Origin of the sequence: Sphingobium subterraneum, assembly GCF_014199435.1 — a bacterium.
GTDB lineage: Bacteria > Pseudomonadota > Alphaproteobacteria > Sphingomonadales > Sphingomonadaceae > Sphingobium > Sphingobium subterraneum.
Map to the genome: position 1 here is coordinate 378,146 of NZ_JACIJP010000001.1, position 24,422 is coordinate 402,567.

Annotated in this window: 27 protein-coding genes and 1 tRNA gene; 11 read left to right on the top strand and 17 right to left on the bottom strand. The window is 62.5% G+C overall.

The features are described from left to right. Positions 1-138: 138 nt before the first annotated feature. From nuoE to efp, 7 genes are all read right to left on the bottom strand, one after another. Positions 139-804 (bottom strand): NADH-quinone oxidoreductase subunit NuoE, encoded by a 666-nt coding sequence (gene nuoE / locus FHS92_RS01840; RefSeq protein WP_184076981.1) that lies wholly within the window; start codon positions 802-804, stop codon positions 139-141. A gap of 170 nt (positions 805-974) precedes the next feature. Then, complete coding sequence (locus tag FHS92_RS01845) at positions 975-2,192, bottom strand: NADH-quinone oxidoreductase subunit D (protein WP_184076983.1); 1,218 nt, start codon at positions 2,190-2,192, stop codon at positions 975-977. Next, complete coding sequence (locus tag FHS92_RS01850; protein ID WP_184076985.1) at positions 2,189-3,079, bottom strand: NADH-quinone oxidoreductase subunit C; 891 nt, start codon at positions 3,077-3,079, stop codon at positions 2,189-2,191. Before FHS92_RS01850 ends, FHS92_RS01845 begins: the two co-directional genes overlap by 4 nt. Positions 3,080-3,089: 10 nt before the next feature. After that, complete coding sequence (locus tag FHS92_RS01855; RefSeq protein ID WP_184078692.1) at positions 3,090-3,605, bottom strand: NuoB/complex I 20 kDa subunit family protein; 516 nt, start codon at positions 3,603-3,605, stop codon at positions 3,090-3,092. Positions 3,606-3,622: 17 nt separating this feature from the next. After that, positions 3,623-3,997, bottom strand: a complete 375-nt coding sequence (locus tag FHS92_RS01860; RefSeq protein WP_184076987.1) for an NADH-quinone oxidoreductase subunit A — start codon at positions 3,995-3,997, stop codon at positions 3,623-3,625. A gap of 134 nt (positions 3,998-4,131) precedes the next feature. Further along, positions 4,132-4,944 (bottom strand): inositol monophosphatase family protein, encoded by an 813-nt coding sequence (locus FHS92_RS01865; RefSeq protein WP_184076989.1) that lies wholly within the window; start codon positions 4,942-4,944, stop codon positions 4,132-4,134. Positions 4,945-5,052: 108 nt separating this feature from the next. Further along, a complete protein-coding gene (efp, locus tag FHS92_RS01870; protein ID WP_184076991.1) occupies positions 5,053-5,619 on the bottom strand; it encodes an elongation factor P in 567 nt (188 codons plus the stop codon). Positions 5,620-5,779: 160 nt separating this feature from the next. Here efp and FHS92_RS01875 point away from each other — a divergent pair, with 160 nt between their 5' ends. Further along, entirely contained in the window at positions 5,780-6,103 is a 324-nt protein-coding gene (locus FHS92_RS01875) for a hypothetical protein (protein WP_184076993.1), read from the top strand. A 42-nt stretch (positions 6,104-6,145) separates the two neighbouring features. On the opposite strand, the gene thiE is transcribed toward FHS92_RS01875, so the two are convergent. The 5 genes from thiE to tkt all read right to left on the bottom strand — a co-directional run bounded on the left by thiE (position 6,146) and on the right by tkt (position 12,294). Next, positions 6,146-6,862, bottom strand: a complete 717-nt coding sequence (thiE, locus tag FHS92_RS01880; protein ID WP_184076995.1) for a thiamine phosphate synthase — start codon at positions 6,860-6,862, stop codon at positions 6,146-6,148. Between the two features lie 89 nt (positions 6,863-6,951). Continuing rightward, on the bottom strand, positions 6,952-7,845 hold the full coding sequence (locus FHS92_RS01885; RefSeq protein ID WP_184076997.1) for a fructose bisphosphate aldolase: 894 nt from the start codon (positions 7,843-7,845) through the stop codon (positions 6,952-6,954). A gap of 107 nt (positions 7,846-7,952) precedes the next feature. After that, positions 7,953-9,149, bottom strand: coding sequence for a phosphoglycerate kinase (locus tag FHS92_RS01890; RefSeq protein WP_184076999.1), 1,197 nt, complete (start codon positions 9,147-9,149; stop codon positions 7,953-7,955). Positions 9,150-9,278: 129 nt separating this feature from the next. Next, positions 9,279-10,289, bottom strand: a complete 1,011-nt coding sequence (gene gap / locus FHS92_RS01895) for a type I glyceraldehyde-3-phosphate dehydrogenase (protein WP_184077001.1) — start codon at positions 10,287-10,289, stop codon at positions 9,279-9,281. 37 nt (positions 10,290-10,326) lie between these two features. Then, complete coding sequence (gene tkt / locus FHS92_RS01900) at positions 10,327-12,294, bottom strand: transketolase (RefSeq protein WP_184077003.1); 1,968 nt, start codon at positions 12,292-12,294, stop codon at positions 10,327-10,329. Positions 12,295-12,502: 208 nt separating this feature from the next. On the opposite strand from tkt, the gene FHS92_RS01905 reads away from it, so the two are divergent. From FHS92_RS01905 to FHS92_RS01920, 4 genes are all read left to right on the top strand, one after another. Further along, entirely contained in the window at positions 12,503-12,703 is a 201-nt protein-coding gene (locus FHS92_RS01905) for a hypothetical protein (protein WP_221230851.1), read from the top strand. Beyond that, on the top strand, positions 12,696-13,028 hold the full coding sequence (locus FHS92_RS01910) for a cell division protein ZapA (protein WP_184077007.1): 333 nt from the start codon (positions 12,696-12,698) through the stop codon (positions 13,026-13,028). The genes FHS92_RS01905 and FHS92_RS01910 overlap by 8 nt, the downstream gene beginning before the upstream one ends. 281 nt (positions 13,029-13,309) lie before the next feature. After that, positions 13,310-13,888, top strand: a complete 579-nt coding sequence (locus tag FHS92_RS01915) for a 5-formyltetrahydrofolate cyclo-ligase (protein ID WP_184078694.1) — start codon at positions 13,310-13,312, stop codon at positions 13,886-13,888. After that, entirely contained in the window at positions 13,885-14,103 is a 219-nt protein-coding gene (locus FHS92_RS01920) for a DUF2842 domain-containing protein (protein WP_184077009.1), read from the top strand. The genes FHS92_RS01915 and FHS92_RS01920 overlap by 4 nt, the downstream gene beginning before the upstream one ends. Positions 14,104-14,175: 72 nt before the next feature. Here the strand turns inward: FHS92_RS01920 and FHS92_RS01925 are convergent. After that, a tRNA-Asp gene (locus tag FHS92_RS01925) sits at positions 14,176-14,252 on the bottom strand. Between the two features lie 43 nt (positions 14,253-14,295). After that, on the bottom strand, positions 14,296-15,462 hold the full coding sequence (locus FHS92_RS01930) for an AI-2E family transporter (protein ID WP_184077011.1): 1,167 nt from the start codon (positions 15,460-15,462) through the stop codon (positions 14,296-14,298). A 162-nt stretch (positions 15,463-15,624) separates the two neighbouring features. Here FHS92_RS01930 and FHS92_RS01935 point away from each other — a divergent pair, with 162 nt between their 5' ends. Next, positions 15,625-16,083 (top strand): hypothetical protein, encoded by a 459-nt coding sequence (locus FHS92_RS01935; protein ID WP_184077013.1) that lies wholly within the window; start codon positions 15,625-15,627, stop codon positions 16,081-16,083. 24 nt (positions 16,084-16,107) lie between these two features. Here FHS92_RS01935 and FHS92_RS01940 read toward each other — a convergent pair whose 3' ends face one another. Then, on the bottom strand, positions 16,108-16,923 hold the full coding sequence (locus tag FHS92_RS01940; protein ID WP_184077016.1) for an ATP-binding protein: 816 nt from the start codon (positions 16,921-16,923) through the stop codon (positions 16,108-16,110). 41 nt (positions 16,924-16,964) lie between these two features. Next, on the bottom strand, positions 16,965-18,707 hold the full coding sequence (locus FHS92_RS01945) for an acyl-CoA dehydrogenase (protein ID WP_184077018.1): 1,743 nt from the start codon (positions 18,705-18,707) through the stop codon (positions 16,965-16,967). Positions 18,708-18,782: 75 nt separating this feature from the next. Between FHS92_RS01945 and FHS92_RS01950 the strand changes: the two genes are divergently transcribed. Beyond that, complete coding sequence (locus FHS92_RS01950; protein ID WP_184077020.1) at positions 18,783-19,736, top strand: L-threonylcarbamoyladenylate synthase; 954 nt, start codon at positions 18,783-18,785, stop codon at positions 19,734-19,736. 4 nt (positions 19,737-19,740) lie between these two features. On the opposite strand, the gene FHS92_RS01955 is transcribed toward FHS92_RS01950, so the two are convergent. Then, positions 19,741-20,826: a mannose-1-phosphate guanylyltransferase/mannose-6-phosphate isomerase gene (locus FHS92_RS01955; protein ID WP_184077022.1), complete on the bottom strand. Its 1,086-nt coding sequence runs from the start codon at positions 20,824-20,826 to the stop codon at positions 19,741-19,743. Positions 20,827-21,074: 248 nt separating this feature from the next. On the opposite strand from FHS92_RS01955, the gene rfbA reads away from it, so the two are divergent. Genes rfbA through rfbB form a run of 4 tightly spaced genes read left to right on the top strand, consistent with a single transcriptional unit; the run spans position 21,075 to position 24,412 of the window. Continuing rightward, positions 21,075-21,953 carry a glucose-1-phosphate thymidylyltransferase RfbA gene (gene rfbA / locus FHS92_RS01960; protein WP_184077024.1) on the top strand — a complete coding sequence of 293 codons (879 nt, stop codon included), beginning with the start codon at positions 21,075-21,077 and terminating at the stop codon, positions 21,951-21,953. Then, on the top strand, positions 21,950-22,495 hold the full coding sequence (gene rfbC / locus FHS92_RS01965) for a dTDP-4-dehydrorhamnose 3,5-epimerase (protein ID WP_184077026.1): 546 nt from the start codon (positions 21,950-21,952) through the stop codon (positions 22,493-22,495). The genes rfbA and rfbC overlap by 4 nt, the downstream gene beginning before the upstream one ends. Next, positions 22,492-23,349 (top strand): dTDP-4-dehydrorhamnose reductase, encoded by an 858-nt coding sequence (gene rfbD / locus FHS92_RS01970; protein WP_184077028.1) that lies wholly within the window; start codon positions 22,492-22,494, stop codon positions 23,347-23,349. The genes rfbC and rfbD overlap by 4 nt, the downstream gene beginning before the upstream one ends. Next, complete coding sequence (gene rfbB / locus FHS92_RS01975) at positions 23,342-24,412, top strand: dTDP-glucose 4,6-dehydratase (protein ID WP_184077030.1); 1,071 nt, start codon at positions 23,342-23,344, stop codon at positions 24,410-24,412. The genes rfbD and rfbB overlap by 8 nt, the downstream gene beginning before the upstream one ends. Positions 24,413-24,422: the final 10 nt, after the last annotated feature.

A 24,422-nucleotide genomic window follows, 5' to 3' on the forward strand; every position in this document is an offset into this window, starting at 1 on the left:
CTGAACCCGTTCGCCCTGAGTAGGGTCTGAGCAAGTCGAAGACCCGTATCGAAGGGTCGCACGCGGCATCAGTCCTTCGATACGCCACTTCGACAAGCTCAGTGGCTACTCTGGACGAACGGTAATGGATAAGGTTCATCACCAAGCCCCCCGGTAATCGTGATTTTCGCTGACCATTTCCTTGAGCGTGGTCGGGCCACCCTCCGGCGCGCTGGTCTGGCGGTCGATCTGCGGGCCAATCTTGGGCTGGCCGCCGCTCGCGAGCGTATCGAGCACCGCGCTCATGCTGTCATAGGTCAGGTCTTCGTAATTGTCGTCGTTGATCTGCACCATCGGCGCATTGGCGCAGGCACCCAGACACTCGACTTCGGTGAGGGTGAAGAGGCCGTCAGGCGTGGTGTGGCCCTTGACCAGACCCTTGTTCTTGCACGCGGCGAGCACATCGTCCGACCCGCGCAGCATGCACGGCGTCGTGCCGCACACCTGCACATGATAGCGGCCCACAGGCGCGAGATTGTACATGGTGTAGAAGGTCGCGACCTCATAGGCGCGCATGTAGGGCATATCGAGTTGCGCAGCGACATATTCGATCACCGGCACGGGGAGCCAGCCTTGCGTGTTCGTTTCCGCGCCGACCTGCCGCTGGGCGAGGTCGAGCAACGGCATGATCGCCGACTGCTGCCGCCCGGCGGGATAGCGCGCGATGACCTTCTTGGCCTGCTCGGCGTTTTCGGCCGTCCACGCGAAGCCACCCCAGCGGGCGCGGGTTTCGGTTTCATCGGGGATATGGGGTGCGTCAGCCATTTATCTTCCCCATGTACTCGGGCGTAAAGCCCACGCGATCCCAACCATAGCGCCAGCTATTATCAGGGGCATCGTCGCCTTTGCATAATCGAGCCCTTTGGAAAACACGATAAACACCGAAAAAAGGCATAATGCCATCGCTAACGTCGCGATAATAAAACCGATTATCCTCACCGGTCACACTCCCCAAACACGATGTCCATTGCGCCCAATACAGCGGTGACGTCGGCGAGCATGTGGCCCTTCATCATGAAGTCCATCGCCTGCAGGTGGCTGAACGCCGTCGGGCGGATCTTGCAGCGATAGGGTTTGTTGGACCCGTCGCTCACCAGATAAACGCCGAACTCGCCCTTGGGGCTTTCGGTCGCGACATAGACTTCGCCCGCGGGCACGTGGAAGCCCTCGGTATAGAGTTTGAAGTGGTGGATGAGCGCTTCCATCGACTGCTTCATTTCACCGCGCTTGGGCGGCACGACCTTGCGGTCGAAGCTGGCGATCGGGCCTTCGGGCATATCATTCAGGCACTGCTTCATGATGCGCGCGGACTGGCGCACTTCCTCGACCCGGACCATGAAACGATCGTAACAATCGTAGCGGGTGCCGACGGGCACATCGAATTCCATCCGGTCGTACACGTCATAGGGCTGCGATTTGCGGATGTCCCACGGAATGCCCGAGCCCCGGATCATCGGGCCGGAGAAGCCCCATTTGAGCGCGTCTTCCTTGGAGACGACGGCAATGTCGACGTTGCGCTGCTTGAAGATGCGGTTGTCGGCCACAAGGCTGATCGCGTCCTCGAACAATCGTGGCAAACGCGTATCGAGCCAGTCGGCGATGTCGGCCAGCAGCTTGAGCGGTACATCCTGATGCACACCGCCGGGACGAAAATAGGCGCTGTGCATCCGCGCGCCGGACGCGCGCTCGAAGAAGTTGAGGCAATCCTCGCGGATTTCGAACAGCCACAGATTCGGCGTCATCGCGCCGACGTCCATGACGTGCGACCCGAGGTTGAGCATATGGTTGCAGATGCGCGTCAGCTCCGCGAAGAACACGCGCAGATATTGCGCGCGCAGCGGCACTTCGAGGTTCAGCAGCTTCTCGATCGCCAGCACATAGCTGTGCTCCATGCCGAGCGGCGAGCAATAATCGAGCCGGTCGAAATAGGGCAGCGCCTGCAGGTATGTCTTGTACTCGATCAGCTTTTCGGTGCCGCGATGGAGCAGGCCGATATGCGGATCGACGCGCTCGATGATCTCGCCGTCCAGTTCCAGCACGAGGCGCAGCACGCCGTGCGCCGCCGGATGCTGCGGGCCGAAGTTGATCGTATAGTTCTGAATATCCACCTCGCCACCGGGGGCGACGTCGATGATGTCGAGGGCCTCGCTCATGCCTTATCCTCGGTCTTGGGCTTGCGCGTGCGCTTGGGCTTGTCGGACGCGGAGGGAACCGCATCCCGAGACGTCCCGGCAGCGGACTTCGCGCCACCGGCGCTGGCGCTGCCCTTCCTGACGGCGGGCGAACGCTTCTTCGAGGCCGTATTGGCGGCCTCCCCTGCCCCGGTATGCTCCGGCTTTTCCGTCACCTTCGGCGTCGTCACAGGCGCAGTGGGTGACGGTGGAGGCGGCGGTGGCGCAGCGGGCACGGGCGACGGCGCACCGGGCGCCTGCGGAGCCTTCTCGTCACCGGGCAGCACATATTGCGCGCCTTCCCAGGGCGAGAGGAAATCGAAGCTGCGGAAGTCCTGCGCCAGCTGGACTGGCTCATACACTACGCGCTTTTCCTCCTCGGAATAACGCAGCTCGACATGACCGGTGAGCGGGAAGTCCTTGCGCTGCGGATGGCCACGGAAACCGTAGTCGGTGAGGATCCGGCGCAGGTCGGTGTTGCCCGAGAAGATCACGCCGTACATGTCGAACACTTCGCGTTCCAGCCAGCCCGCAACCGGCCAGATACCGGTGACGGACGGAACGGGCATGTCCTCGTCGGTCGACAGCTTGATACGGATGCGGTGATTGCGGGTGACGCTCAGCAGGTGATACACCACCTCGAACCGCTCCGGCCGGTCGAGATAGTCGACCCCCGCGATTTCCATCAACTGCTGATACTGCGCCTCGTCGCGCAGGCGCGTCATGACGGAAACAATGCTGTCGCGCCGAACGACAAAGGTCAGCTCGTCTGCGGCGTCCTTCAAGTCGATCAGGTCCGCGCCGATCAATGCGCTAAGGTCTTCTGCAATACCATCGATCGTTGCGATCCGGGGTGCCGAATGTGCCATGCCTGCCCCCTCAGCGCTCGATCGTGCCAATGCGGCGGATCTTCCGCTGCAACTGCATCACGCCGTAGAGCAACGCTTCGGCGGTCGGCGGGCATCCGGGAACGTAGATGTCGACCGGCACGATGCGATCGCACCCGCGCACCACGGAATAGCTGTAGTGGTAATAGCCCCCGCCATTCGCACAGCTGCCCATGGAAATCACATATTTCGGCTCGCTCATCTGGTCATAGACCTTGCGCAGCGCCGGAGCCATCTTGTTGCAGAGCGTGCCCGCGACGATCATGACGTCGCTCTGGCGCGGGGATGCGCGCGGAGCCGCACCGAAACGCTCCATGTCATAACGCGGCATGTTGACGTGGATCATCTCGACCGCGCAGCAGGCCAGACCAAAGGTCATCCACCAGAGCGAGCCGGTACGCGCCCACTGGAACAGCTCCTCTGTCGATGTGACGAGAAACCCCTTGTCGTTGACTTCGCCGGTCAGCGCGTTGAAGAAATCCTGGTCGGGCGCGGTCGCCGGGACCATGGCCGGACGCTCAAGCTCTACTCCCAATCGAGTGCTCCCTTCTTCCACGCATAGATCAGGCCGAGCACCAGCTCACCGATAAACACCATCATCGTCGCCCAGCCCGCCCAGCCGATCTGGTCCAGGCTGACCGCCCAGGGGAACAGAAATGCGGCTTCCAGATCGAAAATAATGAACAGGATCGCCACCAGATAGAAGCGCACGTCGAACTGGCTGCGCGGATCCTCGAACGCGGGAAAGCCGCATTCATATTCGCTCAGTTTCTCGGGATCTGGCTTGTGCGCCCCCGTCAGGCGGCCGACCGCCATGGGCAGGAACACGAATGCGCTCGACAGCGCGAGGGCGATACCCAGAAAAATCAGAATCGGCAGATATTGCGCGAGGTCGACCAAGGAATTTCCCCAGACAAAGGACGTTGGGTTAACGATGCGGCTTTAGGACCGCTGCACCTGCGAAGCAAGGGGAGGAAGCACTGAGAATGAATCGCAATTGAACTTTTCAAGCGGGTAAGACAGCCGCGGCGTGCCTAGCGCAAGGCGCCCGCAACGATCTTGTGCAATTTGCTGTGAACAGCGTCGTTGCCCGCGATCACCTGACGCCGCTCGATCGGCTGATCGCCGCCCCGGAAATCGGTGGCGAAACCGCCCGCTTCCCGCACAAGGAGCAGCCCGGCCGCGACATCCCAGGGCTGCAGACCGCTTTCCCAGAAGCCGTCATAGCGACCTGAGGCGACGTGGGCGAGATCGAGCGCCGCCGATCCAAAGCGGCGGATGCCCGCGACCGAGGGTGCGACAGCACCGAAAATGCGACTCCACTCGGCCATGTCGCCATGACCCAAAAAGGGGATGCCCGTCGCGATCAGGCAGTCGGCCAGGTCGCGCCGTGCCGACACACGCAGCCGCCGGTCATGCAGCCAGGCCCCGCGCGAACGTTCCGCCCAATAGCTTTCGTCGGTGATCGGCTGATAGATAAGGCCCGTGGTGATCTCGCGCTTGCCATTGGGCATCGGCTCCTCCACCGCGATCGAGATCGCGAAATGCGGGATGCCGTGGAGAAAATTCGTCGTGCCGTCGAGCGGATCGATGATCCAGCGAGGTTTGGTGGGATCACCCTTGATCTCGCCGCCTTCCTCCAGCAGGAAACCCCAGTCGGGGCGCGCATTCTTCAACTCCGCAACGAGGGCATCCTCGCAGCGCTTGTCGGCGAGGCTGACAAAGTCGGCTGGCCCCTTGCGGCTGACTTGCAGATGCTCGACCTCGCCAAAGTCACGGCGCAATCGCGGCGCTGCCTTACGCGCGGCGCGTTCCATGACGGTGAGCAGGCCTGAATGCGATACCATATTGTTCTCCGCCGTCCCTTTCAAGGGAGGGGTCGGGGGTGATTACGATATGAAGCCGAGCCGTCAGACGGCCCCACCCCTCCCCTCACAATGAGGGGCTGACAAGGATTAATCCGCGCGTTTCACATATTCGCGGGCATAGACATCCACAACGATGCGCGTGCCCGATACGATATGCGGCGGCACCATGACGCGTACGCCGTTATCGAGGATCGCCGGCTTGTACGATGCCGAGGCCGTCTGCCCCTTCACCACGGCGTCGGCTTCCACGACGGTCGCCTCGATCGTATCTGGCAGCTGCACCGAAATCGGGCGCTCATCATACATTTCGAGGGTCACTTCCATGCCGTCCTGCAGGAAATCGGCCGCATCGCCCAACAATTCGGCGGGCAGATTGATCTGCTCGTAGGTTTCCTGATCCATGAACACCAGCATGTCGCCTTCGGCGTAGAGATACTGGAAATCCTTGGTATCGAGCCGGATCCGCTCGACGCTTTCGGCGGAGCGGAAACGGACGTTGTTCTTGCGCCCGTCGATCAGATTCTTCAGCTCCACCTGCATATAGGCGCCGCCCTTACCAGGCTGGGTGTGCTGAATCTTCACCGCGCGCCACAGGCCGCCTTCATATTCGATATTGTTGCCGGGACGGATTTCGACGCCGCTGATCTTAGCCATCGCGTTACTGCCTGTGGTTGAAAGGGTGGAAAGAGCCGGGTGCGCCTTTAGCGGCTGGTCGTTCCGGTGGCAATAGGCTGAACGATCCGCTGGTGGTCGCGTTCATGGAACATTTCGCCTTCGTTCTGGTTTTCTGTCTCATCTTGCAGAGGAGGAATTTATGGCCGACTACAGAAATGATCCTAACGTGACCGTGGTCGAACGCCGGAGTGGCTTCGGCCGCACACTTGCCATCATCGTTGTTCTTGCGTTGATCGTGGTCGGCATCTTGTTCGCCACCGGTTTCTGGAAAGCCGATGTTCAGGGCGGCGCGCTTCCCGACGTCGACGTGAGCGCCAAGGGTGGAGCTTTGCCCGATGTCGACATGCAGTCTAAGGAAGTCGTCGTCGGCACCAAGTCGACCAGCGTAGACGTTCCTAAGATCGAGACGGAAAAGACCGAAATCGACGTTCCCGTTGTGGGCGTGAAGGACAATGAGAAATAATCGCGGTTCAGCCCATCTGAACGCGTTTATGAGGGGTGCGGTTTACAGTGGCCGCGCCCCTTTTCTTTTGTCCGCACCCAATAGCGCGCTAAACGCCGCGACGCCGGATTCCGGCCCTTCCGGGTACTTCCACACAGCGCTGCTCACTGCAATGAAGTCCGTCCCGGCGTTGATCAAGGGCTGGGCATTGTCTGGCGTAATCCCGCCGATGGCGACGCACGGTAGTCCGAACACGGTTGTCCACCATGACAGAAGTGACGGATCGGGGCGATATTCGGTCTCTTTCGTCGTCGTCGGATAGAAGGCGCCAAACGCGACATAATCCGCGCCCGCTTCACCCGCCTCCATCGCAAGGTGTCGGCTATCGTGGCACGTCACGCCGATCTGCGCTTCGCGACCGAGCAGCTTGCGGGCTTCAGCAACCTTGCCATCGCCCTGCCCCAAATGCACACCGTCCGCGCCGAGCCGATGCGCGAGTGCAGCGCTGTCGTTGATGATAAACGCCACTTCCCGCTGCGCGCACAGGCGCTGCAACGGGAGTGCAAGCGCTGCAATTGCGTCCTCGTCCATCCCCTTAAGCCGTAATTGAAAGGCAGCCACCGGCCCGCCATCGAGCGCGCGCGCCAGCGTATTCACGAAGCCTGTGTCGATCGTCGGAGGCGAGATCAGGTAGAGCTGGCAGGGGGGACGGCGCTCTTTTTCAAACCGGTCCGCAAAGCCAGGGTCGAGCGCGAGTTCTTCGGGCGTAAAGTCGTTCATCGGCCGCCTTTTAGACCAAGCCTGCGGCGATGGAAACGAAAAGGGCGGAGCAATGGCCCCGCCCTCGTCTATTCCCAAGGACCGCCAGTTCAGGCCTTGACGGTCGACGCCGTATAGATCTCGTCGATCGCGCCGCCGAGCGAGCCGTCGAACTCGTCCGCGCTCATCGGGTGGCGAAGATCCTCGAGAAGCGCGCGACTGAAGCTCGCGATCATTCCACGGTTCTTCGCCAGTTCTGCGCACGCATCCGGCCGGCTGTACCCGCCGGAGAGCGCCACGACGCGCAGCACGCGCGGGTGATCGACCAGCGGATCATACAGACCCGATGTCGCAGGGATGGAGAGCTTGAGCATCACCTTATCGGTGCCCGGCATCGCGTCGAGCGCCTTGAGCGTCTCTTCCAGAAGGATCTGGTCCGCCTGCGCCCGCTCGGGGCTCTGAATGTTGATTTCCGGCTCCAGCATCGGCATCAGTCCGGCGGCCAGCACCTGTTGCCCGACTTCGAACTGCTGCGCGACGATCGCGGCAATGCCTTCGCGATTGGCCAGATTGATAACGGACCGTTCCTTGGTGCCGAACACGCCCAGCGCCTTGGCGCGCTTCAGGAGTACATCGAGTTCCGGCATTGGCTTCATCATCTGAACGCCATTGGCTTCGTCCTCGAGGCCCTTGTCGATCTTGATGAAGGGGACAACGCCGCGCTCGACCAACGCCTGCGGGGTCGGCTTGCCGTCGACCTGGCCGTCCATCGTGCGCTCGAACAGGATCGCGCCGATCACTTTCTCTCCCGTAAAGCAGGGTGACGTGATGATGCGCGCGCGCATGTCGTGAATCAGGCCGAACATTTCCTCGTCGGTCGACCAGGCGCCTTCCTCGACGCCGTACCCCTTCAGTGCCTTAGGCGTCGAACCGCCGCTCTGGTCGAGCGCAGCGATAAAGCCTTTGCCCGCGCCAATCTTGTCGTGCATTTCCGTAAAGTTCATGTGTCGGTCCTTGTCCTGCACCAAAGGAATGTTCGATTAAGTGCCCTGCGCGTAGCGCAAACTTCCCCGCTGCTCAATGCTGCATCGCAACAAAGAGAGTTAACGGGTTAGGCCGCCATTAACGCTGTGACGCCCGGCAGATCCTTGCCTTCCATCCATTCAAGGAAGGCACCTCCGGCCGTCGAAACGAACGTGAAGTCCGCCGCGGCACCAGCATGGTTCAACGCTGCCACGGTGTCCCCGCCGCCCGCGACGGAGACCAGCGAGCCTTCCCGCGTCAACGCCGCGGCCGTGCGGGCAAGCGCGACCGTCGCGGTATCGAACGGGGCGATTTCGAACGCGCCGAGCGGGCCGTTCCACACCAGCGTCTTGCAGGTCTTAAGCACATCGCCCAGCGCCTCGACCGCCGAGGGGCCGACATCGAGGATCATCTCGTCCGCCGCAACTTCATGGACATTGCAAGTCCGCACCGACGGCGGATTGGCGGCAAATTCCTTGGCTACCACCACGTCATAGGGCAGATGGATGGTGCATCCGGCGGCATCCGCCGCATTCATGATTTTTTCCGCGGTTTCGGCAAGATCATGCTCGCACAGCGACTTCCCGACATCGACGCCGCGCGCCGCAAGGAAGGTGTTGGCCATGCCCCCGCCGATGATCAGGTGGTCGACCTTGCTCATCAGGTTGGTCAGCACGTCGAGCTTGGTGGAGACCTTTGCGCCCCCCACAACCGCGGCGACCGGCTTGACCGGGCTGCCCAGCGCAGCGGTCAGCGCATCAAGTTCCTTTTCCATCGCGCGCCCGGCGAAGGCGGGCAGAACATGGGCCAGCCCCTCGGTCGAAGCATGGGCACGGTGCGCCGCGGAGAAGGCGTCGTTCACATAAAGATTACCCAGCTTCGCGAACCGTGCAACAACAGCAGGATCGTTCTTCTCCTCGCCGCCGAAGAACCGCGTGTTCTCGAGCACCGCGATGTCGCCGGGCTGCAGGCTCTCGATCGCTGCGGCATCCCCCTCCCAGTCGATATAGCGGACCGGACGACCCAGCACATGGCTGAGCGGACCCGCGATCTTCTCTAGCGAGAATTCCGCGCTGGGCTGGCCCTTGGGCCGCCCAAAATGCGCGAGAACCAGCACCTTCGCGCCGCGATCGGACAACTCGTTGATCGTCGGCATCGCCGCGCGCAGCCGCGTGTCGTCACTCACCGCGCCGTCCTGCATCGGCACGTTGAGATCCTCGCGCACCAGAACGCGCTTGCCAGTGATATCGCCCATATCGTCGAGGGTCTTGAAGGGTTTTGCCACGGACCAGTCCTTTTTTCCGTTCGCCCTGAGTAGCCACTGAGCCTGTCGAAGTGGCGTATCGAAGGGTCGCGGTACTTCGATACGAGGCTTCGACAGGCTCGGCCTCTACTCAGCACGAACGGTATTGGTTTACAGGAACTTTGCCACCACGCCGGTGGTGTCGATCATCCGGTTGGAGAAGCCCCATTCATTGTCGTACCAGCTCAGTACGCGCACGAGGTTGCCGTCGACGACGGCCGTTTCGAGGCTGTCGACCGTCGAGCTACGCGGATCGGTGTTGTAGTCGATCGACACCAGCGGCTCGTCCGAATAGCCGAGCACGCCCTTGAGCGGGCCGGATTCCGATGCCGCCTTCAGCAGGCTGTTGACTTCCTCGACCGTCGTCGCTCGGTTGGCGATGAACTTGAGGTCGACGACCGACACGTTGGGCGTCGGCACGCGCACGGACGAACCGTCAAGCTTGCCCTTCAGTTCGGGCAGCACTTCGCCCACTGCGCGGGCAGCGCCGGTGGTGGTCGGGATCATCGAGACAGCGGCGGCACGGGCGCGGCGCATGTCCTTGTGCAACTGGTCCAGTGTGTTCTGGTCGTTGGTGTAGCTGTGGATCGTCGTCATGAAGCCCTTTTCGATGCCGATGGCATCGTGCAGCACCTTGGCGAGCGGCGCGAGGCAGTTGGTCGTGCAGCTCGCGTTGGAGATAACGACATCTGCTGCGCTCAGCGTGTCATGATTGACGCCGAACACCACCGTCTTGTCGACACCGGTTGCGGGCGCGGAGATGACGACGCGCTTCGCGCCAGCGGTCAAATGCGCGCTGGCCTTGGCCTTGTCCGCGAAGATGCCGGTGCATTCCAGCGCGATATCGACGCCGTTCGCGGCGTGCGGCAGGTTGGCGGGGTCACGCTCGGCCGACACATGGATGCGCTTGCCGTTGATAATCAGGTCATTGCCGTCGACTTCCACGGTGCCGGGGAAATTGCCGTGCACGCTGTCACGCTTGAACAGGAGCGCGTTGGACTTGGCGTCGCCCAGGTCGTTGATGCTGACCAGTTCGAGGTCATGGTCGGTGCGCTGGAGAATGGCGCGGGCGACCAGCCGTCCGATGCGTCCAAAACCGTTGATTGCTACTTTGACAGCCACTGTTCGTGCTCCTGTGATAGTTCGAGATGTTGTCTGTTTATCCGTTCAATGCCGCAACGATCTGCGGCGCGATCTTCTCCGCCGTCAGGCCGAAATGATCGTACAGCGCCTCGATCGGGGCCGATGCGCCAAAGCTGTCGATGCCGAAGCGCAGGCCGGAGATACCGGTGATGGCCTCCCAGCCGAAGGTCGTCCCCGCCTCGATCGACACGCGCAGCACGTCGTGCGGCAGGATGTCGTCGCGATAGGATGCCGGTTGGGCGGCGAAGCGCGACCAGCTCGGCATGGAAACGACGTCCGTGCCGATGCCCTGCGCGTCGAGCTGCTTCGCGACGGCGATCGCGATTTCGACTTCCGATCCGGTAGCGACAATGACGACACGGCGGTTCGCCTCTGCGGCATGGAGGCGATATGCGCCTTTTGCCGAGCGGTTCTCGTCCGCGCTGTCGCGCAGCTGCGGGAGGTTTTGGCGGGTCAGCGCGAGCACCGACGGGCCCTCGGCATTTTCCAGGGCCAGCTGCCAGCATTCGGCGGTTTCCACCACATCGCACGGCCGGAGCACGTCGAGATTGGGGATCATGCGCATCGACATGATGTGCTCGATAGGCTGATGCGTCGGACCATCTTCGCCCAGGCCGATGCTGTCATGGGTCAGGACATAGACGACCCGCGCACGCTGAAGCGCGGACATGCGGATCGCGTTGCGGCAATAGTCGCTGAAGACGAGGAAAGTGCCGCCATACGGCACCACGCCGCCATGCAGCGCCATGCCATTCATCGCCGCAGCCATGCCGAATTCACGAATGCCGTAATAGACGTAGCGGCCGGAATAATCATCCTTGCTCAACGGCTTGGTGGCGGCCGTCTTGGTGTTGTTGGAACCAGTGAGGTCGGCCGATCCGCCCAGCATTTCTGGGAGAGCAGCCGTCAACGGACCGAGCGCCATTTCCGACGCCTTGCGGGTCGCTACCTTCTGGGGGGACGCGAGCAGGTCGGCGATGAACGCCTTCGTCGGGGTCGCGGCGTCGAGCGTACCTGCCATGCGCCGCTCGAACTCGCCACGCTGGGCATGGGCGGCAAGGCGCTGTTCCCATTGCGCGCGCGTATCCTGAGAGCGCCTGCCAAGGGCAAGCCATTGATCCTTGATCTCACTGGGAATTTCGAACGGAGCCGCACTCCAGCCCAGCTCCTGCCGCGCGGCGGTGATCTCGTCACCTCCCAGCGGCGCGCCGTGCACCGCATGGCTGCCTTGCTTGTTGGGCGCGCCATAGCCGATGATCGTGCGGCACGCGATCAGCGACGGGCGCGGATCGGCGAGCGCTTCGTCCATCGCGCGGCGGATATCGGCAAAATCATGCCCGTCGCACTCCGCGACATGCCAGCCCGAGGCGCGATAACGCGCCGGAATATCCTCGCTCGACGACATGGAGACGGCGCCGTCGATGGTAATGCGGTTATCGTCCCACAACACGTTCAGGCGCCCCATGCCCAGATGCCCGGCCAGCCCGACCGCTTCATGGTTGATGCCTTCCATCAGGCACCCATCGCCCGCAATCACCCATGTGCGGTGGTCAACGAGATCGTCCCCGAAGGTCGCATTCAGGTGCCGCTCGGCGATCGCCATGCCCACGGCGGTGGCGAAGCCCTGCCCCAGCGGCCCGGTGGTCGTTTCCACGCCCGCCAGTTCGAAATTTTCAGGGTGACCGGCGCACGGGCTGTGCAGCTGGCGGAAATTGCGGATATCCTCGATCGTCGGACGCGCATAGCCGGTGAGGTGGAGCAGCGCATAGATCAGCATCGAGCCATGACCGGCGGACAGCACGAAGCGGTCCCGGTCGGCCCAGTGCGGATGGGCCGGATCATATTTCAGATAGTCGCTGAAGAGCACCGTCGCGACATCAGCCATGCCCATCGGCATCCCAGGATGCCCACTGTTTGCCGCCTGCACCGCGTCCATCGACAATACGCGGATCGCGTTGGCGAGCATCTTTTCCGGTTGCGTCATGAAATTCCGGTTCTTTCGTGGCAAGGGCCGCCGGGGCCGCGAGTCGTTTGCCGCACCCCTTTGTCGACCAATCGCCGAATCGTCAACCGGCGGAGGGACGGATGGCGGGAAAGCTTCGGGATTCCTCCGGTTCCAGGCGCGTTGCTCTGCATACTCCTTCTCCAACAGAAGTTTTTGCATTGGCGCTGCTTCTTGCTATGAAATGGCAATGCCGGGCGCCGCACTTCTTCAGGCCATCAGCCGACTGGATCAGGCCATCGCCCATGCCGAGAGCGCTTGTGCCGATGCATTGGATGCACGTGCCACGCCGCCTGCACCGGACAGCTCGACGCGCGACGCCAGCGTGCGCCGCGCCCTTGCACAGCTTGACAGCCTGATTTCCGACCTGAAGGCCGCTGAAAATGGCTGAAGTACAGATCTCGGTGGGCGGGCGCCAATATGCCATGCATTGCCGCGATGGTGACGAAATCCATCTGTCCCGACTCGCCGAGCTGGTGGACACGAAGGTCGCCAGCGCACGACAGGCTTCGCCCGGCCTGACGGAAGTGCGACAGCTCCTGTTCGCCGCGATTCTGCTGGCGGACGAGTTGCATGACGAGAAATCCCGTGCTCGTGGCGAACAGAGCAGCCTCGACCTGCGCCCAGTCGACAGCGACGGCGAAGATGCTCTCGCCGCGCGGCTCAACCACATGGCGGAACGGATCGAGGCGCTCGCCGGACAACTTGCCGGATAAACGTGGTCTGTCTGTATCCCTGACCTTGCCCCAGTCCTTGCTATTGCGCGCGCGGACCCCTAAATTGACAGGTGGCGGGTACTGCCTGGCACGAGCTTTAGCGAACATCCCTGAGGCGATATCATCATCCAAGGGGACTGTCCCTGTTCGGGCCCTGGCCCGTGATACATGGTCCCCACCTGACGTTAAAGGCGTCAGAGGATTTTCCAGCAAACGACCAAGGCGGTCCCGCCACCCCGCCCTTCCGCTTCTTCCGCCCGAATTCTGACGGAGACGTTTCCCTGACCGACAAAGCCGCCCTGCGCCTGCAAGCCCGTGGACTTCGCAGCGCATTCGTCGCCGATCTCGATCCGATGGCCCACCGCCTCGCCTTCCGCGCATTGCCCACGCCGCTGCGTGTCATGCTCGACGATGCCAACACCGTAGCGCTGTATGTGCCGAAGGACGACGAGGCCCCCGCCCTGCGTCTTGCCGAGGCACTGGTGGCGTCCGGCAAACGGCTGTGCCTCCCGCGTGTCATCGACCGGATAGGAACGATGGATTTTCGGGCATGGATGCCGGGCGATCCCCTGGACGAAGGGCGCTTCGGCACCCGCCACCCGGCAGAAGGCGCCGAAGCGCTCCACCCTGATGCCATTATCGCGCCGCTCATTGCATTCGATGCCGCCATGACGCGGCTCGGGCAAGGTGGGGGCTATTATGACCGGGCATTCGCGCGCTACGAGCAGGCGCTACGCATCGGCCTTGCCTGGAGTGTGCAGCAAATGGACGACCTTCCGGTGGATCCGTGGGATCTGCCGCTCCACGCCGTGCTGACAGAGCGCAGCTTCATAGAATCAGACAGGGAGCCCGCCGCATGATCCGCCCCGAAGAACCCAGCTGGCGTAAACCGGCGGGAATGTTCATCATCCTTGGGCTGATTGCATTCTGGGCGTTTTTGATCGGCAGCCTGTCGGAGCATCTCGCCCGCTTGCCGGGTTTGGTGCAGGCGGCGGTGTATATTTTCACCGGGATCGTATGGATTGCGCCGTTGAAGCCGCTGTTGCGCTGGATGGAAACCGGGCGCTGGCGATAGCAGACCGACCCGTCCGCACAGGGCCTGAAACACATCAATTCTGCGGGAAACACCAACTCCTCTTAAGGAGAATGGCGCGAGTGACGGGACTTGAACCCGCGACCTCCGGCGTGACAGGCCGGCGCTCTAACCAACTGAGCTACACCCGCGTTCGGTGTGGAGCCGCGCAGCTATAAGAAGCGAAACGCGCTGTCAACTCTCCTCAGCCCCACTATCTTCATTATCGAGATTTTCCCGTCGCGGAACCGCCGTCAACGTCCCCTGCTCGAAGAGGAAACCGGCGATATCCGGCTTTCCGGCCGCCGATATGACTGTCTGGACGATGATCAGCAGCGGCACAGCGAGCAGTGCGCCCGGTGTTCCCCATACCCATCCCCAGAAGCTGAGCGAGATGAGGATCAGGATGGGGTTCATCGTCAGCTTTCGCCCGAGCACCAAAGGCGTGATCATGTTCGCCTCGACCAGATGACAGGCGATCTGCACCGCAGCCGGAGCAAGCGCCATCCAGATATTGTCGAACACCATCAATCCGCCCAGCCCGAGCAGCACTGCAGCCAGAACCGGCCCGAAATAGGGAATGAAGTTCAGCAGCGCGACGATACCGCCCCACATCAGCGGCGAAGGCATGCCGATCAGCGCCAGCGCGATGGCGACGGACAGGCCAAGGCACAGGTTGATGACCGAAATCGTTAAGACATAGGCCGATGTCGCCTCGACCAGTTTCTGGATCACCTGCGCCATCGCCATGGCGCCGTTAAAACTGTCGCGGCTCTGGATCGCATTGCGGCGCAGGCGTGACCAACCGGCAAGGAAGAAATAGATGACCAGCATGGCGAACATCATCTGGACGATCGCCGCCGGGGCCGATGTCGCAGCCAGCTGCAGCAGGGACCGGGGTGCCTCCACCGCCACAGTCTGCGCAGCGGCGACGGGGCCACTGGCCAGCATCTGGAGCGTTTCGTCGATGAACTTCTGCAGCTGCGAATAGAAGTCGATCAGCGGCGAAAGATTCGCCTGAATATGGCCGATCCGCTCGGGCAGGACGCGAAACCAGTCCGTTGCAGGAACGATGATCAGCACCAGCGCGGTATTGGCAACTACCAGAAAGGCAATCAGGCACACCAAGGCGGCCAGCGCGGACGGAATTCGACGCCGCTCCATCCATTCGAGAAAAGGCACCAAAGCGATGGCAATGACAATCGCGGCGGTCAGCGGCAGAAAGAATTCCGCACCGGCCTTCAGCGCGAACGGCAGCGCCAGCGCCAACCCCACGCCTGACGTCAACGCCAGCGAAGCCAGGAGGCGATCGCGCCGTTGGTCGATGTCTTTTCGCGTTTCCCGCTCTTTGCTCATGTCCATCCCTGTCGCCACACGGCCTCATCCTCGCCGATGGACGGTAAGCCGTGGAGCAGCATTGCCGCTGGTACCCGCGCCGGTCAACCGCCTCCGCTATAACGTCCGTTAACCATATATTTGCCGTCCGGGTGCAGAAGAATCGCATCAGTGTCTCAGGAAATTTCGATGCGTATTCCGGCTCTTGCCATTTTCACTGCCCTGCTCCCGGCGACGGCCCAGGCTCAGCCCGTCCAGTGGCAGGCGCAAAGCTATGTCGAACGCACCGTGACCGACGTGAACGGCAACCAGCGCCGCATCATCAAAGCAGCGGATCGGCTGGAACCCGGCGACCGCCTGATCTTCATTGTCCGCTACCGCAACTCCGGCAGCCAGCCGGTCAACCACTTCGCCCTCACCAACGCCGTATCCCGCCATGTCAGCATCGATCCAACCGTTCCGGGCATGGAAGTGTCCGTCGACGGCGGACGCAGCTGGGGCACCATCGACCGACTAAACGTGCCGAGCGGCCTTGGCGGGACACGTCCTGCGATGGCGGAGGACGTCACTCATGTCCGCTGGCTCGTCCGTGCGCCGCTGCGTCCCGGCGATATGGGCCAGATCAGCTACCGCGCGACCGTGCGCTAAGCCAAGCTCCAGTCAGGAAAGGCGTTAGAGCGCTTTCCCCTGTCGCCCGGCGAGTTCCACCACATATTGCCATGCCACGCGGCCCGATCGGCTGCCACGCTGCGTCGCCCACTGGATCGCATCGAGCGGATCGAAGGCCAGGCCAAACCGCGCCGCATAGCCCGCGACGATCCCTGCATAGGCATCCTGATCGAGCACATGGAAACCGAGACTCAGCCCGAAACGATCGGATAGCGCCAGCTTGTCGTCGACCACATCGCGCTGGTTGATCGGATCATCCTGCTCCGACAGGTGGCGCGGGACGATATGCCGCCGATTGGACGTGACATAGAGCCGCACATTGGCTGGACGCGAACTTGCTCCTCCATCCAGCAGGGACCGCAGCACCCGCGCGTCACCACCCGCATCGTCAAATCCCAGATCGTCGATGAACAGCACAAACCGCCGCTTGGCCGCCCGCAGGAGCGAGAACAGGCGGGGCAGGCTGGCAAGGCTGTCGCCATCGCACTGCATGAGGGCGATGTCTTTCCCTTCGCTCTGCAACGCGCCCACGACAGCGCCGACGCTCGCCGACTTGCCTGTGCCCCGCGCGCCCCACAGGAGCGCGTCATGAGCGGGCAGCCCGTCGGCATGGCGGCGGGTGTTTTCGAGCAGGGTCGCCTTTTGTGCGTCGATTCCGGCGAGGAGCGCATAAGCGACCGGCGCGAAAGCCTCGACCGCCTGCGCGCTCGCCCCGTCCCAGACATAAGCAGGCGCAGCGTGGAGATCGGCCTGCACGGGCAGCGCAGGCGCCAGCCGTTCGATAGCGGTGATCAGGCGTGCGAGTGTCTCGTCGTTCATGTCGCCCTCCTATCGGCGGGCGAGCAAAGCAGCAAGTCGTGTCAGGCAGCCAGTTCCTCGTCGGACAGCGCATAGAGCGCCCCGGCGCCCGCCCGTGCCGCCACCGCCAGCCCGCATGCTTCCGGCACAATAACGTCGCAATAATAGCGCGCAGCGGCGATCTTGTTTTTCAGGAATGTCGGATCGCCCTCGCCCGCATTGAGCATGGCCGTAGCGACATGTTCCTGCCGCGCCATCAGCCACCCGGCAGTGGCAACCGACAGCATCGTCAGCAGCGGATAGCTTCCCGCCAACCGGTCATCGACCGAATCATGCGAATGCATCCACGCAACGACCTCGCTGACCAATTCGGCCAATCGCAGCAGGTGCACCTCGTGCCCTGCATCCGCCCGGATGTCGTGCAACAGCCGCGCGACGGTCGCGCCGCCCTCCAGCCCCAGCTTGCGTCCGACAAGATCGGCCGCCTGGATGCCGTTGGTCCCTTCGTAGATCGCCGCGATGCGGATATCGCGATAATGCTGGGCAGCGCCGGTCTCCTCAATGAAGCCCATGCCGCCGTGCACCTGCACATTGAGCGAAGCGACCTCGGTGCCGATATCCGTGCCATAGGCCTTCGCCAACGGGGTCAGCAGTTCCAGCCGTCGCGCAGCCTCCGTGTCGCCCAGCGCAGCCCGGTCGAGTTGGCCGAAGGCGTAGTAGACCAGCGCACGGATGGCCTGCGTCAGCGCGCGGGACCGCAGCAGCATGCGGCGCACGTCGGGGTGCTCGATAATGGCGACCGATGTGTGCGATCCGCTGCCCGCCCGGGCGGACTGCACCCGGTCACGCGCATAGGCAAGCGCCTGCTGGCTTGCCCGTTCGGCAACCTGCACGCCCTGGAGACCCACGTTCAGCCGGGCGTTGTTCATCATCGTGAACATGGCGCGCATCCCCGCGCCCTCTGCTCCGATCAAATGGCCGATGCAGTCGTCATCATCGCCGAACGACAGCACACAGGTGGGTGACGCGTGGATACCGAGCTTGTGCTCGACCGATGCGGGCCGCACATCGTTGAACGCGCCCGGCTTGCCGTCCGCATCCAGCCTGTATTTGGGCACCAGGAACAACGAGATGCCCTTCGTTCCTGCCGGGGCGCCCGGCGTGCGGGCGAGCACCAGATGCACGATATTCTCGGTCATGTCGTGGTCGCCGAACGTAATAAAGATCTTCGTGCCCTTGATCTTGAAACTGCCGTCGCCGACGGGCGTCGCCATCGTCCGCAACGCTCCCACGTCCGATCCGGCCTGCGGCTCGGTCAGGTTCATCGTCCCCGTCCAGTTACCGGAGGAGAGATGAGGCAGATACTGCGCCTGCTGATCCGCCGAACCGTGGTGGGTCAACGCCTCGATCGCGCCAACGGTCAGCATCGGGCAAAGCGCAAACGCCATGTTCGCGCTGCCAAGGCATTCCTGCGCGACGGTCGCCAGCGACACGGGCATCCCCTGTCCCCCGAAATCGGCGGGTGCGGCGATACTGCCCCAGCCATTGTCGACATAGGCGCGATAGGCCTCCCCAAAACCGGCGGGCATGCGCACCTGCCCCTCGAACAGCTTTACCCCTTCCCGGTCGCCCACAGTGTTGAGCGGCGCGAACTCGCCCTCGGCGAAGCGGCCGGCTCCGTCGACAATGGCTTCGACCATGTCGGCTTCGGCACTCGAAAAACGCTCTGACGCGCGCAGCTCCGCCATGCCCACAACATGGTCGAGCACGAAAAGCTGTTCACGGGTGGGTGCGATATACGTCATGCTTTTCCTTCCCCGGGCACCGGCCCAGTCGCTTTATGCTTTTGCGTCTATTGTTGCGCGCCTATAGCGCTGTCAATGTCCAGCCCTGCCTCGCCCTTTCATACAAGAACTTGCCGCTACGGCACAGAGGGGATCCGGCAGGCGGCGGACGTCATTCGGGCAGGCGAATGTGTCGCGGTGCCGACCGAAACCGTCTATGGGCTCGCCGCCAACGCCTGCGAATCGGAGGCGGTTGCGCGCATCTACGCGGCCAAAGGGCGCCCCCGTTTCAACCCGCTGATCGTACATGTCGCGGACTTTGCGATGGCCGATCAGCTGGCGGTTTTCGATCCTGTGGCTCGCGCGCTTGCGGACCGTTTTTGGCCGGGGCCTCTGACGCTTGTGCTGCCTGTGCGCACGGATTCGGGTCTTTCGGCGCTGGTGACCGCCGGGCTGCCCACCGTGGCGCTGCGCATGCCTGCTCATCCCGCCATAGCTGAGCTCATCCGCGCGTGCGGCGTTCCGCTTGCTGCGCCATCCGCCAACCGGAGCGGGACTATCAGCCCGACCTCTGCCGAACATGTCCTACGCAGTCTGGGCGGCCGCATTTCGCTGATTGTCGATGCGGGGCCGACGGAAAAGGGCGTAGAATCGACGATTGTTGCGACGTCCCCACAGGCTGTGCGCGTGCTGCGTCCCGGCCCGATCACGATCCCGATGCTGGAAGACGCCTCCGGCCTCCCCGTATCGCGTAACGAGAGTAGTTCAATTGAGGCTCCCGGCCAGCTCGCCAGCCATTATGCGCCCAGCAAACCTCTCCGTCTCAACGCGACGGAGTGGCGGGATGACGAATATCGCATCGGCTTCGGAGAGCATGATGGCGACGAAAATCTCAGTAAGACGGGCGACCTTGTCGAGGCGGCGGCCCATCTTTTCGCCGCGCTCCACCGCGCCGACGCGAGCGCGCACAGCCGCATTGCCGTGGCCCCAATCCCGTCAACAGATCTCGGCGCGGCGATCAACGACCGCCTGGGTCGCGCCGCCGCCTAACTTATTAACTCGGATCGGGCACTGCGCGGCTGAGCGTCACATGCTCACGCTGCTTCAAATGCTCGACGATGGTTTTCGTCTCCTGGCTCGACCCGCGCGGCAGGATCATCACCGCGTCGCCCGTCGCGATCACGATCAGATCCTGCACCCCGGCAACGGTGACGACCGGTCCCTCCGAACGGATGAGGCAACCGCTTGATCCGATGCTGGCAACATCGCCAACATGCGCATTCCCGTCGGAATCCTTGTCGAGGATGTCGTAAAGCGCGTCCCAGCTGCCAATGTCGGACCAGCCCATGTCGACCGGGACGACCGCAACCTTTTCCGCCCGCTCCATCACCGCATAGTCGATCGAATCCGACGGCGAACGTGCAAACGCCTCGGCATTGGGCGAAATCATCAGTCCGGCACGATGAGCCTGTTCCAGCGCAGCTTGCGCTGCTTCCAGCATAGCCGGGGCATGTTCGCGCATGGCCGCAAGATACACGTCCGCCCGGAACAGGAATATGCCCGCATTCCAGCTATAGCCGCCCTCATCCAGATAGCCCTGAGCGACGTCCACATTAGGCTTTTCGACGAAGCGCTCAACACGGAACGCCCCGTCCGCCAGTTCTTCACCACGGCGGATATAGCCATAGCCGGTTTCCGGTCCGGTCGGCATGATGCCGAATGTCACCAGCCACCCGTCCTCGGCCAGCGGGAGCGCCTTCGCCACCGCCGTGTGAAAGGCTTCGACATCCGCGATGAGATGATCACTCGGGCTGATCAGCAACAGATCATCCGGTGCCGCCTCCAGCGCCGCCAGCGCAATGGCTGGCGCGGTATTCCGGGCAAGCGGCTCCAGGATGAAGCAGCGTGCGCCATCGCCACACTGACTTGCCAACAACTCCGCATGTCCGGCATTGCCCACCACGATCGCAGAGGTGAAGCGGGTCGGTTCCCCGGTCCGTTGCAAGGTCAGCTCCAGCATGGTGCCGCCCTCAGTAAATTGCAGAAACTGCTTGGGTCGGCCGGAGCGCGAGAGGGGCCAAAGACGGGTGCCGGATCCTCCAGAAAGGATCACAGGGGTAACGGTGCGGGTAAAGCTCATGAACTCTCGTCTATTACCTATTTATGCATCGGGCGATGCGTCAGGATGATGTACAAACCGATTATGACCGGTCTGGGTCCATATAGGAACGCCCAATCGCATAAAAAGCGTCATGCGGCCGCGATACCAGAGCAAATCGGACGCGAGGTCTATGCTGCGTCGCAAAAAAGTGGTTATCGTGCTTGCGCGCTGGATCATGCTCGGTATCAAGGCGCGCTGATTATTCGTACGGAAGGTTCGACAGGTTCATGCGTAAAGGCATCATATTGGCGGGCGGTTCCGGTACCCGGCTCTATCCCCTGACCCGTTCGGTATCGAAGCAGCTGGTGCCAGTGTTCGACAAGCCGATGATCTATTATCCGCTGTCGGTCCTTATCATGAGCGGCGTGCGCGATATCCTGATCATCACTACGCCGGCTGATCAGGAGCAGTTCCAGCGTCTCCTTGGCAACGGAAACGATTGGGGTATTTCGATCAGTTATGCCGTTCAGCCCGATCCCGGCGGCCTGGCGCAGGCCTATCACATCGGGGCGGATTTCGTGGGCACCGATCCATCCGTGCTCGTGCTGGGCGACAATATATTCTACGGCCACGGCCTGACTGACTTGCTCACCAGCGCTTCGGCCCGGACCGATGGCGCGACCGTTTTTGGTTATTATGTAAAAGATGCCACCGCTTATGGCGTGGTGTCGTTCGACGCCAACGGCAACGCGGAAACGATCGAGGAAAAGCCCGCTCAGCCCAAATCGCATTATGCGGTCACCGGCCTCTATTATTATGATGGCAATGCTGTGGATTATGCCCACCAGATCAAGCCATCTCCGCGTGGTGAACTGGAAATCACCGATCTCAATCGCATGTATCTCGAAGCCGGAAAGCTTTCGGTGGAGATCATGGGGCGCGGCTATGCCTGGCTCGATACCGGAACACACGCGTCGCTGCTCGATGCAGCCAATTATGTGCGCATCACGGAAGAGCGGCAGGGCCTCAAAATCTGCTGTCCGGAAGAACTGGCCTGGCGCATGGGATTCATTGACGACGCACAGCTGGAGCGGATTGCCGCCCCGCTGGTAAAATCGGGCTACGGCCAATATCTGCTCGACCTTCTGAAACGGACGATCAAGTGAAACTCGTTCCGACGAAAATTGCCGACGTCTTCATCATCGAACCCAAGGTGTTCGGCGACGACCGCGGTTTCTTCCTCGAGAGCTGGAACGCGGAAACCTTTGCGTCGCTGGGGCTGGACCTCCGCTTTGTGCAGGACAACCACAGCCGCTCGTCAAAGGGCGTGCTGCGCGGGCTGCATTATCAGCAGCCCGATCCGCAGGGAAAGCTCGTGCGTGTCGCAAATGGCGCGGTGTTCGATGTTGCCGTCGACATCCGCCGGTCTTCGCCGACCTTCGGGCAGTGGGTGGGCGTCGAACTGAGTGCGGCCAACAAGCGCATGTTCTGGGTTCCGCCCGGCCTCGCGCACGGCTTCCTGTGCTTGGAAGACGGCACGGATTTCCTCTACAAATGTACGTCTTTTTACCGCCCGCAGCAGGAACACAGCCTGCTCTGGAACGACCCGGCGCTCGGTATTGAGTGGCCCCTCGATGGCATTACACCGCAGCTCTCCGCCAAGGATATTGCCGGCAAGCCGTTGGCCGACGCGGTGACCTTTCCGTGAAGGCGCTGATCACCGGAGCAAACGGTCAGGTCGGCCGTGCGCTGCAAGCCACTGCTCCGGCGGGCGCGGACATTGTCGCGCTGGGTTCGGGGGAACTCGATATCGGTGATGCAGAGGCTGTCGCGGAACAGGTCGCGGAGCTCCGCCCGGACGTCATCCTCAACGCGGCCGCCTATACCGCCGTCGACAAGGCCGAAACCGAGGCTGATGGCGCAATGCGGATCAACGGCGCCGCACCGGGTTATCTGGCCGATTCCGCCCGTTCGGTCGGCGCGAAGCTGGTCCACATCTCGACCGACTTCGTGTTCGACGGGAGCAGCAGCAGCCCCTACCCCGTCGATGCGCCAGTCAACCCGCTTGGCATCTACGGGCAGTCCAAACTGGCGGGAGAACAGGCGGCGGGCACCGATGCCCTCGTCGTCCGCACCGCCTGGGTCTATGGCAACACCGGCGCCAATTTCGTGCGCACCATGCTTCGTTTGATGGCCGAGCGCGACGAAGTGCGCGTTGTCGCTGATCAGATCGGCACACCCACCTCGGCCGTCTCGCTCGCAGGCGCGCTCTGGCAACTGCACACGGCGGGCGCGAGCGGCCTGTTCCATTATACCGACAGCGGAGCGGCAAGCTGGTACGACTTTGCCGTCGCCATTCAGGAAGAGGCGTTTGCGCTCGGGCTACTCAAACGCACGGTTCCGGTCATCCCGATCGCCACAAGCGACTATCCCACACCCGCGCGCCGCCCGGCTTATTCTGTGCTCGACAAATCCCGTACCATCGGCGTGCTCGGGTTGCCCGCCCCGCATTGGCGGGCCAATCTTCGTCTCGTTCTGGAAGAGATCAAACACCATGGCTGAACTGCTCGTCACCGGCGGCGCCGGTTTCATCGGCGCAAACTTCGTGCATTATTGGCGCAAGCATCATCCGCAGGACAGCGTAACCGTGCTCGACAGCCTGACCTATGCGGGCAATCCAGCCAATCTAGATGGTCTGGATCAGGTCGATCTGGTCGTCGGAGATATTTGCGACACCGAGCTGGTAACGCGGCTGCTGACCGAGCGGACGATCAGCACGGTCGTCCATTTCGCGGCGGAAAGCCATGTCGACCGCTCGATCACCGGACCGGACGCCTTTGTCACCACCAATATCATCGGCACGCACAGTCTGCTGAAGGCGGCCAAGAAAGTGTGGCTCGACAGCGGCAGCGGTCAGCCGCACCGCTTCCACCACGTCTCGACCGACGAAGTCTATGGCTCGCTCGGGCCGCATGACCCCGCCTTTTCGGAAACTACGCCCTACGCACCCAACTCGCCCTATTCGGCGTCAAAGGCCGGGTCGGATCATCTGGTGCGCGCCTATCACCACACTTACGGGCTGGAAACGACGACCAGCAACTGCTCGAATAACTATGGCCCGTTCCAGTTCCCCGAGAAGTTGATACCGCTCTTCCTTCTCAACTGCCTCCATGGCCGCGCCTTGCCCATTTACGGTGACGGCATGAACGTGCGCGACTGGCTGCATGTCGAGGACCATTGCTTCGGGATTGAGAAGATCATCCTCAACGGCCGGATCGGCGAGACCTACAATGTCGGGGGCGGGCAGGAACTGCCCAACCTCACTGTCATTGAGCAGATCTGCGCGACCGTCGACGCAGCCTTTGTATCGGATCCGTCGCTGGCGGCGCGCTTCCCCGACGCGCCCGCCGCGCAGGGCAAGACATCCGACACGCTCAAGACCTTTGTGACCGATCGGCAGGGGCACGACCGCCGTTACGCCATCGACGAGACCAAGATACGTGGCGAGCTGGGCTATGCCCCCCGCCGCACCTTCGCGGAAGGTTTCGCCGAAACACTCGCCTGGTATCTGGGCCATGAGGGCTGGTGGCGCGCCATCCTCGACCGCAACGCCAAGGCGGCCTGACCCCCGCGCA

What these genes read in the sequence shown, in the direction of transcription:
- nuoE (WP_184076981.1), bottom strand. Translation starts at nt 804, where the DNA reads ATGGCTGACGCACCCCATATCCCCGATGAAACCGAAACCCGCGCCCGC.
- FHS92_RS01845 (WP_184076983.1), bottom strand. Translation starts at nt 2,192, where the DNA reads ATGAGCGAGGCCCTCGACATCATCGACGTCGCCCCCGGTGGCGAGGTG.
- FHS92_RS01850 (WP_184076985.1), bottom strand. Translation starts at nt 3,079, where the DNA reads ATGGCACATTCGGCACCCCGGATCGCAACGATCGATGGTATTGCAGAA.
- FHS92_RS01855 (WP_184078692.1), bottom strand. Translation starts at nt 3,605, where the DNA reads ATGGTCCCGGCGACCGCGCCCGACCAGGATTTCTTCAACGCGCTGACC.
- FHS92_RS01865 (WP_184076989.1), bottom strand. Translation starts at nt 4,944, where the DNA reads ATGGTATCGCATTCAGGCCTGCTCACCGTCATGGAACGCGCCGCGCGT.
- efp (WP_184076991.1), bottom strand. Translation starts at nt 5,619, where the DNA reads ATGGCTAAGATCAGCGGCGTCGAAATCCGTCCCGGCAACAATATCGAA.
- FHS92_RS01875 (WP_184076993.1), top strand. Translation starts at nt 5,780, where the DNA reads ATGGCCGACTACAGAAATGATCCTAACGTGACCGTGGTCGAACGCCGG.
- thiE (WP_184076995.1), bottom strand. Translation starts at nt 6,862, where the DNA reads ATGAACGACTTTACGCCCGAAGAACTCGCGCTCGACCCTGGCTTTGCG.
- FHS92_RS01885 (WP_184076997.1), bottom strand. Translation starts at nt 7,845, where the DNA reads ATGAACTTTACGGAAATGCACGACAAGATTGGCGCGGGCAAAGGCTTT.
- tkt (WP_184077003.1), bottom strand. Translation starts at nt 12,294, where the DNA reads ATGACGCAACCGGAAAAGATGCTCGCCAACGCGATCCGCGTATTGTCG.
- FHS92_RS01905 (WP_221230851.1), top strand. Translation starts at nt 12,503, where the DNA reads ATGCCGGGCGCCGCACTTCTTCAGGCCATCAGCCGACTGGATCAGGCC.
- FHS92_RS01910 (WP_184077007.1), top strand. Translation starts at nt 12,696, where the DNA reads ATGGCTGAAGTACAGATCTCGGTGGGCGGGCGCCAATATGCCATGCAT.
- FHS92_RS01920 (WP_184077009.1), top strand. Translation starts at nt 13,885, where the DNA reads ATGATCCGCCCCGAAGAACCCAGCTGGCGTAAACCGGCGGGAATGTTC.
- FHS92_RS01930 (WP_184077011.1), bottom strand. Translation starts at nt 15,462, where the DNA reads ATGGACATGAGCAAAGAGCGGGAAACGCGAAAAGACATCGACCAACGG.
- FHS92_RS01935 (WP_184077013.1), top strand. Translation starts at nt 15,625, where the DNA reads ATGCGTATTCCGGCTCTTGCCATTTTCACTGCCCTGCTCCCGGCGACG.
- FHS92_RS01940 (WP_184077016.1), bottom strand. Translation starts at nt 16,923, where the DNA reads ATGAACGACGAGACACTCGCACGCCTGATCACCGCTATCGAACGGCTG.
- FHS92_RS01945 (WP_184077018.1), bottom strand. Translation starts at nt 18,707, where the DNA reads ATGACGTATATCGCACCCACCCGTGAACAGCTTTTCGTGCTCGACCAT.
- FHS92_RS01950 (WP_184077020.1), top strand. Translation starts at nt 18,783, where the DNA reads ATGTCCAGCCCTGCCTCGCCCTTTCATACAAGAACTTGCCGCTACGGC.
- FHS92_RS01955 (WP_184077022.1), bottom strand. Translation starts at nt 20,826, where the DNA reads ATGAGCTTTACCCGCACCGTTACCCCTGTGATCCTTTCTGGAGGATCC.
- rfbA (WP_184077024.1), top strand. Translation starts at nt 21,075, where the DNA reads ATGCGTAAAGGCATCATATTGGCGGGCGGTTCCGGTACCCGGCTCTAT.
- rfbB (WP_184077030.1), top strand. Translation starts at nt 23,342, where the DNA reads ATGGCTGAACTGCTCGTCACCGGCGGCGCCGGTTTCATCGGCGCAAAC.